This window comes from Glutamicibacter sp. BW77 (genome assembly GCF_002332285.1).
In the GTDB taxonomy this organism is placed as follows: Bacteria; Actinomycetota; Actinomycetes; order Actinomycetales; family Micrococcaceae; genus Glutamicibacter; species Glutamicibacter bergerei.
The window spans coordinates 1-4,187 of record NZ_NRGT01000026.1 but is presented as its reverse complement, the minus strand read 5'-3'; the positions used below and the strand labels follow the sequence as shown (position 1 = coordinate 4,187).

Here is a 4,187-nt window from a genome sequence, read left to right as displayed (position 1 = left end):
CGCTCCAGACCAATTGCACAAGCTCGTGCTTCGCAACGTTGAACAGGTCTTCAACGCCTGTTTCGTGCCAAACGCTTAGTAAGTACTTTCAGTCCCGTTTGAGCGTCGCTAGCAGCGCCCGCACCTCGTCAGAAACTTCAGCCGGGATAATGACGTAATCATCTTTGACTTGGATCTTCGCTGAACGAATAGACTTCAGCTCAGTAATAATCCGCTTCAAACTCATCCCAGCGCGCTCCTGCAAATGCCGACCAATAGCCAACGCAGCGAACACCACGGTCAAATGAGCATCAATGGCATCCTCGTCCCGGTGAAACACCGGCCGCGCAGACAAATCGCTCTTCGTCATCCGGAACGACGCCTCGACTTGCCAGAGGTCATGGTATGAATCAAGGACTTGCTGCCCTTTCATCACGGACTGCTCGATGTTCGTGACGTAGCCTTTCAACCCTGCCAGCATTCGTGCTCGCTCAATTCTGCCCTCATCCACCACGGGCTTGTTGCCAGTTGTTTTCACGAATCGGGCTTTACGCATCTGGCTGGTACCTTCGGCGATATCCATGGCGCGGCGTTCCATGAGATTGATGTTCCGGTTATCCCGGACGAAACGCTTCGCAGACCACTGGTAAATCACTCGTCGTTCTCTGCCTTTAGCCCCGGTGCCCATGACTCGCTTCGATTCCAGAATCTGCCCGTTGGCGAAACGGTTTCCTTTCGTATCGAAGTGTTCTTGCAAGTCATAGGGCGCTTTGGCCATGCGTGAGCCAACAATGAATTTGAACCCGGCATCTTCCAACGCGGTCAGATTCGCAGCGGAGAGCATGCCGGCGTCAGCGACGACCACCATGTCGGTGATTCCGTGACGTTGCTGGAAAGCTTGGACGACCGGAACGATGGTGGTGGTTTCGGCTTTGTTTCCGGCAAGCATATGCATTTCCAAGGGGAATCCGGCCGGATCAACCAGGAGTCCGACCTGGATTTGAGGGTCGACTCGGCGCTCCTTGCTCATGCCGACTTTTCGCAGGTCATCCTCGTCTTTGGATTCAAAATGCAAAGTTGTAACGTCATACATGATCATCGCGCCGAGTCCCACGGACTGGGTTCGGTAGGCGACCATGGCTTTGGCCAACGCATCTTTGTAATCCAAGTCGTGGCAACGGTGCAAGCTACGGAACAGGGTCCGCAATGATGGGTGCGGGGCCGCGATGTCATCCAGCACTCTGATCGCGTCGGCCTTGGACGTTGGTTCGATCAACCGTGCGAGAACCATGGCGCGAAACCCCTCGTCAGCTAGGACTTCGAAGCCAAGCCGTGCGTAGGCTGCTGTGAGAATTTCCCAGAGTTCCACGGCTGGGGACGCGACAACTTTGGCCGCTCCGACGGTGCCGGTCTTTGGCCTTCCTCGGCCAGTGTTCTCAACGGGTAGCTCGGCGTTTTTGGTCCAGTCGGAGACTTCCTCTAAGGCTGCGGGTTCTTGTTCCAAGTCTCCGAAGTCAAAGGCAAGTTGTCCTGGATGAAGGCGCTGCTTGGCCGTTTGCAGGAGTAAGGCGAGTTCAGCGTCGGTATTTGCTGAGCCAAGGTGCTCCACGGAGGTGGTGGCGCGTCCAGACTGATCAACGATTTGCACGGCAACAGCGCCGGATGCGGTGCGGACCTTGCGGATGAAGCGTGAACCCATGGCTTCAGAGTACCGGGAACCTATTTATTAGTAAGTATTTCGGCCTGGTCGTGAAAACAAATAATCAGGTCATCAACCTATTGAGTTTTTCAATCACAAACCGTGGCACGAAACAGGTCAGCGGTACCAAGTCGTTAAAACATGGGTTCCAACTCGCGCTATTTGGCACCCTAAATCCAGAAAAGTTTATGATGGCCTTTTTGCTTTCTGTAGGTGGAGTACCTAGAGGTGTTACCCACAATTCAGATGAAATTGTGGGTTGTTACTGTATCAACATGCACGAATTAAAAGGCTCAGGATGTATTGATCCTGAAGCTACGACACTATTACCCAATCGGTAGTGAAAGGTTTCATCGCACTGTTTATTCCCTTAGGGAATATCCGGGCACGATATTTACCCTTTTGTTCGGCAGGCCAAGCAAAGTTTTTAACCAAGCCACGGTGTTCTTGAAGTAGCTGGTTGTCGCGGTAAAAGCGGATAACTGCACGCGTGCTTTTGCCTGGTAGATGAAAGAACATCACATTATCTTGGCACTGAAGGGTACCAAATATAGCGTTCAGTTCCATTTGGCTGTCAGCTGCCGGCTCCGGAGTAGAGTTCACGGTGTCCGATGAGGCTTGAACCGAAAGTTCTCGGAGATGGTGGCTCGGGACAGCTTTTTTTAGTCTTTCTGCATCACGGTCATAAGTGGTGATCTTGGTGATTATTGTTTCAGACTTTCCCTCAAATATAACTTGAATTTGGGAATTCGCGAGTTTATGTCCCAATTTTGGAAAACGCCAACCTCGAGGTCGTGCTCCATCTCGTCCATTAAAATGAATTATTTTTTCAATCATGGCACCCGAAAAATCAAGTCTAATAATTGGGACAGAGTTTATGTACCCGATGACGTGATTGTCGAAGATTGAAATATCAAGAAACTGACCGAAATTCCAAACTAACGAGTAAGTGTGATGCGATTCTGAGTTTATCTGATCTTCCACCCGGATCTCTTGCAGATCATCGGAAACGTTAAGTGTCCTTTTGTGCACCGTATCGATGAACCTTGAATTTGAGGCAGATACTAATATATCTCCTGATTCACCAACGCTGTATGCGCCCATTTTCACACGGTCGTATTTCCTGTCGTGCCGAGGTAAGGATTTATGATCCACGACAACGCAGTTGTGAGCATGTTGGCTGAAAGCGAATTTCACCATAGGTTTTTCCATTTGGTAGCCAAATGCACCGGCCTCGGTCAGTAATTCGTATCCATATTTCCAAAGATATAGGTGAAGATCATCCGAGTGTTTGTGATAGGCGCCATTGTATGCTGCCACAAAAGCAAGATATCCAGCCGAACTATTACCCCAGGACGTGCGGTGGAAAAAGTATCCAGACTCTGGTTCAGATAAAGTTCGAGCATTGGGTACTCGGCCAAATTTGCCGGCGGAAGTTGCGTAAGCGAATTCCTCGCTATCGAAGACATTGTTCCTTTTACCCAAGAGAGAAACCTGCGCGGAATCGCTCAAGGGAAGGAATACTCCGTTTGGCTGAATGCAATGAATTATATGTATCTCGGCGTCTTTAAGCGATTTGACGAGTTCAGGCGGACACTTTCCGAAGGCCGCCCTCATGAATTGCGAATGTTCATGAATGTGTCTAGATACCATGAGGTGATAAGACGGACTGTGCTCAATGTGGACCCCCTCAGAAGTGAAGGAAAACTGGAAATACTCAGAGATTTGTTTTAGGGATTTGCTTAGATATTTAGATCTAACAAAATCATCCGTCCAATCGGCGTAGACAGCGTAGTCTCTTAGCGCCTTTGACTGGAACATTCCATGATTATTCTTCCCCGCATAAAATTCCTCTGTGGCCAGAAGGGCTGCAGTTTCGTCCATAAGACGTTCTAGTTTTAGTGTCAAATAACTCCTACCACGTGCGGAGTAAATATGATGCAATCGAATTGCAGCCTTTAAGCGTTGCGCAGTGGTTTCGTCGTGGTAAATGATCACGAAATTTGGGTAATTTCTCTGAATTAAACCGTATTGACTTATCCATTCAAGTACAAACTTCTCGACTTGGTCGAGATTATCCAGAGACGATTCTAGTGATTCGTACCATCCGCTGAGAAATATCCAGCCATGAATATAACGATTTACGCTGTTGTTTTCGAAAACGGGTATTGCCTTATTATCAAATATCTGAATTCGACCCCAGAGAGGATGAAGTACAGATCCGTTTTTAGCAAAAGTGCGAAGTTCTTGAATCGAATCTTTCGATGAATACGAAGTTAATTTACCTAAGACGTAGTCTCGACTTGCAGAAGGATCGAATGAACCATGTATGTCAACATCATTAATGCTTTGCTCCAAAAGAATCACCATTCTTTCAGTTCCTCCTGCTTTTCGAGAGGAAACAAATATCGAATAAACCGGAAAATTTCCAGATAAAAAGTACCTTTAATTTTTACTGATACTAGCACAGGGTAAACGGGCTCTTCGATTTTTAGCGTGGTGAGCCCGA

General features: G+C 48.3%; 3 protein-coding genes. 1 reads left to right on the top strand and 2 read right to left on the bottom strand.

Annotated features, from left to right (window positions below; translation table 11 throughout):
* Positions 1-88: 88 nt before the first annotated feature.
* Positions 89-1,678 carry an IS1634 family transposase gene (locus CIK74_RS02540; RefSeq protein ID WP_205738227.1) on the bottom strand — a complete coding sequence of 530 codons (1,590 nt, stop codon included), beginning with the start codon at positions 1,676-1,678 and terminating at the stop codon, positions 89-91.
* A gap of 50 nt (positions 1,679-1,728) precedes the next feature.
* Here CIK74_RS02540 and CIK74_RS18880 point away from each other — a divergent pair, with 50 nt between their 5' ends.
* Positions 1,729-2,019, top strand: a complete 291-nt coding sequence (locus CIK74_RS18880; RefSeq protein WP_141392845.1) for a hypothetical protein — start codon at positions 1,729-1,731, stop codon at positions 2,017-2,019.
* Here CIK74_RS18880 and CIK74_RS02535 read toward each other — a convergent pair.
* Complete coding sequence (locus tag CIK74_RS02535) at positions 1,994-4,048, bottom strand: heparinase II/III family protein (protein WP_096254212.1); 2,055 nt, start codon at positions 4,046-4,048, stop codon at positions 1,994-1,996. The two genes, CIK74_RS18880 and CIK74_RS02535, sit on opposite strands and share 26 nt — an antisense overlap.
* Between the last annotated feature and the right edge of the window lie 139 nt (positions 4,049-4,187).